Raw genomic sequence first — 5,401 nt, forward strand, 5'->3', positions numbered from 1 at the left:
GCGCGTCCGTTCCTTGAGAACTCAACAGCGTGCCGAAAGTCAGTGCCAAGTAATACCCCGGGTGCTGCGGATCTTCGGGTTCGTGGTGCTGGGATTCCTTTGGTTGATTGACATCGCGAGTGTCAGCTCGCGGTTCTCGGCCATGGATTGAAATTCATCTACGGAGAGTTTGATCCTGGCTCAGGACGAACGCTGGCGGCGTGCTTAACACATGCAAGTCGAACGGTGAACTCCTTCGGGGGGGATCAGTGGCGAACGGGTGAGTAACACGTGGGCAACCTGCCCCTGGCTCTGGGATAACTCCAAGAAATTGGGGCTAATACCGGATATGACCGCTGACCGCATGGTCTGGTGGTGGAAAGATTTATCGGCTGGGGATGGGCCCGCGGCCTATCAGCTTGTTGGTGGGGTAGTGGCCTACCAAGGCGACGACGGGTAGCCGGCCTGAGAGGGTGACCGGCCACACTGGGACTGAGACACGGCCCAGACTCCTACGGGAGGCAGCAGTGGGGAATATTGCGCAATGGGCGAAAGCCTGACGCAGCGACGCCGCGTGGGGGATGACGGCCTTCGGGTTGTAAACCTCTTTCAGCAGGGACGAAGCGCAAGTGACGGTACCTGCAGAAGAAGCACCGGCCAACTACGTGCCAGCAGCCGCGGTAATACGTAGGGTGCAAGCGTTGTCCGGAATTATTGGGCGTAAAGAGCTCGTAGGCGGTTCGTCGCGTCGGCTGTGAAAACCCGGAGCTCAACTCCGGGCCTGCAGTCGATACGGGCGGACTTGAGTTCGGCAGGGGAGACTGGAATTCCTGGTGTAGCGGTGAAATGCGCAGATATCAGGAGGAACACCGGTGGCGAAGGCGGGTCTCTGGGCCGAAACTGACGCTGAGGAGCGAAAGCGTGGGGAGCGAACAGGATTAGATACCCTGGTAGTCCACGCCGTAAACGTTGGGCGCTAGGTGTGGGGGCCATTCCACGGTCTCCGTGCCGCAGCTAACGCATTAAGCGCCCCGCCTGGGGAGTACGGCCGCAAGGCTAAAACTCAAAGGAATTGACGGGGGCCCGCACAAGCGGCGGAGCATGTTGCTTAATTCGATGCAACGCGAAGAACCTTACCTAGGCTTGACATGCACGGAAATCCTCCAGAGATGGGGGGTCCGTAAGGGCCGTGCACAGGTGGTGCATGGTTGTCGTCAGCTCGTGTCGTGAGATGTTGGGTTAAGTCCCGCAACGAGCGCAACCCTCGTTCCATGTTGCCAGCACGTGATGGTGGGGACTCATGGGAGACTGCCGGGGTCAACTCGGAGGAAGGTGGGGATGACGTCAAATCATCATGCCCCTTATGTCTAGGGCTGCAAACATGCTACAATGGCCGGTACAAAGGGCTGCGATACCGCGAGGTGGAGCGAATCCCAAAAAGCCGGTCTCAGTTCGGATTGGGGTCTGCAACTCGACCCCATGAAGTTGGAGTCGCTAGTAATCGCAGATCAGCAACGCTGCGGTGAATACGTTCCCGGGCCTTGTACACACCGCCCGTCACGTCACGAAAGTCGGTAACGCCCGAAGCCGGTGGCCCAACCCCTTGTGGGAGGGAGCCGTCGAAGGCGGGATCGGCGATTGGGACGAAGTCGTAACAAGGTAGCCGTACCGGAAGGTGCGGCTGGATCACCTCCTTTCTAAGGAGCAACTCACCGGCGCACAGCGTGTGTCGGTGCAGAGCCATGCCAGACCAAGACGTGTTCTCCACTTCCGGAGGGCGCGCGGGGTGTCTGGATGGTGCTCGAGGGTGGAACGCTGACCAGTTCGGCCGGCCCGGTTCGGGCCGCTGCTAGTACGGCCTCCGGAAGGAGGTGGGGAACGCGGCGGATCTGGACGGGAGCCGGTCGTAGGCACGCTGTTGGGTCCTGAAGGAACGGGCCGGCGCCCTGCGGGGTGTCGGGTGTCCTTCGTGCCAGGGCCTTCCTGCGTCTCATACCGCTTCGCTCCCTGTGGGGGGTGGGGGTCTGGTGGGGCGGGGTGGGGGGTGGCTGGTCGTTCGTTGAGAACTGCACAGTGGACGCGAGCATCTTCAACAGTTCGCGGATCCCGGGTCCCGGTGATGGGTGCTGGTGGTCTTCTGCTTCGGCGGGAGGCGGCCGGTGGCTGTCGGTGCCGGGTGGGGTTCGTGGTTTGTAGGTTTTGTGTGGCCAAGTTGTTAAGGGCACACGGTGGATGCCTGGGCACCAGGAGCCGATGAAGGACGTAGGAGGCTGCGATAAGCCTCGGGGAGCTGCCAACCGAGCGTTGATCCGAGGATGTCCGAATGGGGGAACCCCGCACCAGTCATGTGGTGTGACCCGCGCCTGAACACATAGGGCGTGTGGAGGGAACGTGGGGAAGTGAAACATCTCAGTACCCACAGGAAGAGAAAACAACCGTGATTCCGTGAGTAGTGGCGAGCGAAAGCGGATGAGGCTAAACCGTTTCCATGTGATAGCCGGCAGGCGTTGTGGAGACGGGGTCGTGGGACCGCTCAGCGTGTGCTGCCGCGCACGCAGGGAGTCAGAAAGACGGATGGTTAGTGGAAGGCCTGCTGGAACGGGTCGCCGTAGAGGGTGAGAGCCCCGTACACGAAAACTGCCGTCCTCCCGAGCGTGTTTCCCAAGTAGCACCGAGCCCGTGAAATTCGGTGTGAATCTGGCGGGACCACCCGCTAAGCCTGAATACTCCCTGGTGACCGATAGCGGACAAGTACCGTGAGGGAAAGGTGAAAAGTACCCCGGGAGGGGAGTGAAATAGTACCTGAAACCGTGTGCCTACAAGCCGTGAGAGCCGTGCCGCCTTCGGGTGGCCGGTGATTGCGTGCCTTTTGAAGAATGAGCCTGCGAGTTAGTGGTACGTGGCGAGGTTAACCCGTGGGGGGTAGCCGTAGCGAAAGCGAGTCCGAACAGGGCGGCACAGTCGCGTGCTCTAGACCCGAAGCCGAGTGATCTACCCATGGCCAGGTTGAAGCGCGGGTAAGACCGCGTGGAGGACCGAACCCACCAGGGTTGAAAACCTGGGGGATGAGCTGTGGGTAGGGGTGAAAGGCCAATCAAACTCGGTGATAGCTGGTTCTCCCCGAAATGCATTTAGGTGCAGCGTCGCGTGTTTCTTGCCGGAGGTAGAGCACTGGATGGCCGATGGGCCCCACAAGGTTACTGACGTCAACCAAACTCCGAATGCCGGTAAGTGAGAGCGCGGCAGTGAGACTGCGGGCGATAAGGTTCGTAGTCGAGAGGGAAACAGCCCAGATCATCGGCTAAGGCCCCTAAGCGTGTGCTAAGTGGAAAAGGATGTGGGATCGCAGAGACAACCAGGAGGTTGGCTTAGAAGCAGCCACCCTTGAAAGAGTGCGTAATAGCTCACTGGTCAAGTGGTTCCGCGCCGACAATGTAGCGGGGCTCAAGCACACCGCCGAAGCCGTGGCACTCACATGGAGCCCGTCGTCGTTCTTCGGAGCGCCGGCCAGGTGTGTGGGTGGGTAGGGGAGCGTCGTGTGGCGGTGGAAGCGGCGGAGGAATCCAGCCGTGGACGCCACGCGAGTGAGAATGCAGGCATGAGTAGCGAGAGGGGAGTGAGAAACTCCTCCGCCGGAAGACCAAGGGTTCCTGGGCCAGGCTAATCCGCCCAGGGTGAGTCGGGACCTAAGGCGAGGCCGACAGGCGTAGTCGATGGACAACGGGTTGATATTCCCGTACCCGCGAAGGAACGCCCATGCTGAACCCGGCGATACTAACCCACCGAATCCGGTGAGGCCCTTGTGGCCGATCCGGGCTAGCTGGGGACCTGGACTGGTAGTAGGCAAGCGATGGGGTGACGCAGGAAGGTAGTCCTACCGGTGAGTGGTAGTACCGGTGCAAGGGTGTGGCCCGTGGAGCAGGCAAATCCGTTCCACATGTGGGTGAGGCCTGACGCATAGCCGAATGAGGCGAATGGGATGATCCTATGCTGCCGAGAAAAGCCTCTAGCGAGTTCCGAGCGGCCCGTACCCCAAACCAACTCAGGTGGTCAGGTAGAGAATACCGAGGCGATCGAGCGAACTGTGGTTAAGGAACTCGGCAAAATGCCCCCGTAACTTCGGGAGAAGGGGGACCGCTTCCCGTCAAGCACCACGCGTGTGGCAGCGGGGGGTGGTCGCAGAGACCAGTGAGAAGCGACTGTTTACTAAAAACACAGGTCCGTGCGAAGTCGTAAGACGATGTATACGGACTGACGCCTGCCCGGTGCTGGAACGTTAAGGGGACGGGTTAGCCGCAAGGCGAAGCTCAGAACTCAAGCGCCAGTAAACGGCGGTGGTAACTATAACCATCCTAAGGTAGCGAAATTCCTTGTCGGGTAAGTTCCGACCTGCACGAATGGCGTAACGACTTCTCAGCTGTCTCAACCACAGGCTCGGCGAAATTGCACTACGAGTAAAGATGCTCGTTACGCGCGGCAGGACGGAAAGACCCCGGGACCTTCACTATAGCTTGATATTGGTGTTCGGTTCGGCTTGTGTAGGATAGGTGGGAGACTGTGAAGCGGGTGCGCCAGCACTCGTGGAGTCGCCGTTGAAATACCACTCTGGTCGAATTGGATGTCTAACCTCGGTCCGTGATCCGGATCAGGGACAGTGTCAGGTGGGTAGTTTAACTGGGGCGGTTGCCTCCCAAAATGTAACGGAGGCGCCCAAAGGTTCCCTCAGCCTGGTTGGCAATCAGGTGTCGAGTGCAAGTGCACAAGGGAGCTTGACTGCGAGACCGACGGGTCGAGCAGGAGCGAAAGCTGGGACTAGTGACCCGGCACCGGCATGTGGAAGCGGTGTCGCTCAACGGATAAAAGGTACCCCGGGGATAACAGGCTGATCTTCCCCAAGAGTCCATATCGACGGGATGGTTTGGCACCTCGATGTCGGCTCGTCGCATCCTGGGGCTGGAGTAGGTCCCAAGGGTTGGGCTGTTCGCCCATTAAAGCGGTACGCGAGCTGGGTTTAGAACGTCGTGAGACAGTTCGGTCCCTATCCGCCGTGCGCGTAAGAGACTTGAGAAGAGCTGTCCCTAGTACGAGAGGACCGGGACGGACGAACCTCTGGTGTGCCAGTTGTACCGCCAGGTGCACTGCTGGTTGGCTACGTTCGGCAGGGATAACCGCTGAAAGCATCTAAGCGGGAAGCTCGCTTCAAGATGAGGTCTCTCACCCAGTCAATGGGGTAAGGCCCCCGCCCAGACCAGCGGGTTGATAGGCCGGAAGTGGAAGCACCGCAAGGTGTGGAGCTGACCGGTACTAACAGGCCGAGGGCTTGACCACACAACCCACTTCACACCACGAACACCGCGGTGAAGAACAAGCGTCCACTGTGCAGCTCTGAACGAACGACCCCCACACACGTGGATGTGGGTCG

Annotated in this window: 2 rRNA genes; both read left to right on the forward strand. The window is 59.9% G+C overall.

Going from position 1 to position 5,401, the window contains the following annotated elements:
* Positions 1-157: 157 nt before the first annotated feature.
* A 16S ribosomal RNA gene (locus ACI79F_RS24305) occupies positions 158-1,676 on the forward strand.
* A gap of 508 nt (positions 1,677-2,184) precedes the next feature.
* Positions 2,185-5,307 (forward strand): 23S ribosomal RNA (locus ACI79F_RS24310).
* The 16S and 23S rRNA genes sit together here, the layout of an rRNA operon.
* The last annotated feature ends 94 nt before the right edge of the window (positions 5,308-5,401 follow it).

This window comes from Blastococcus sp. SYSU D00868 (genome assembly GCF_054050575.1).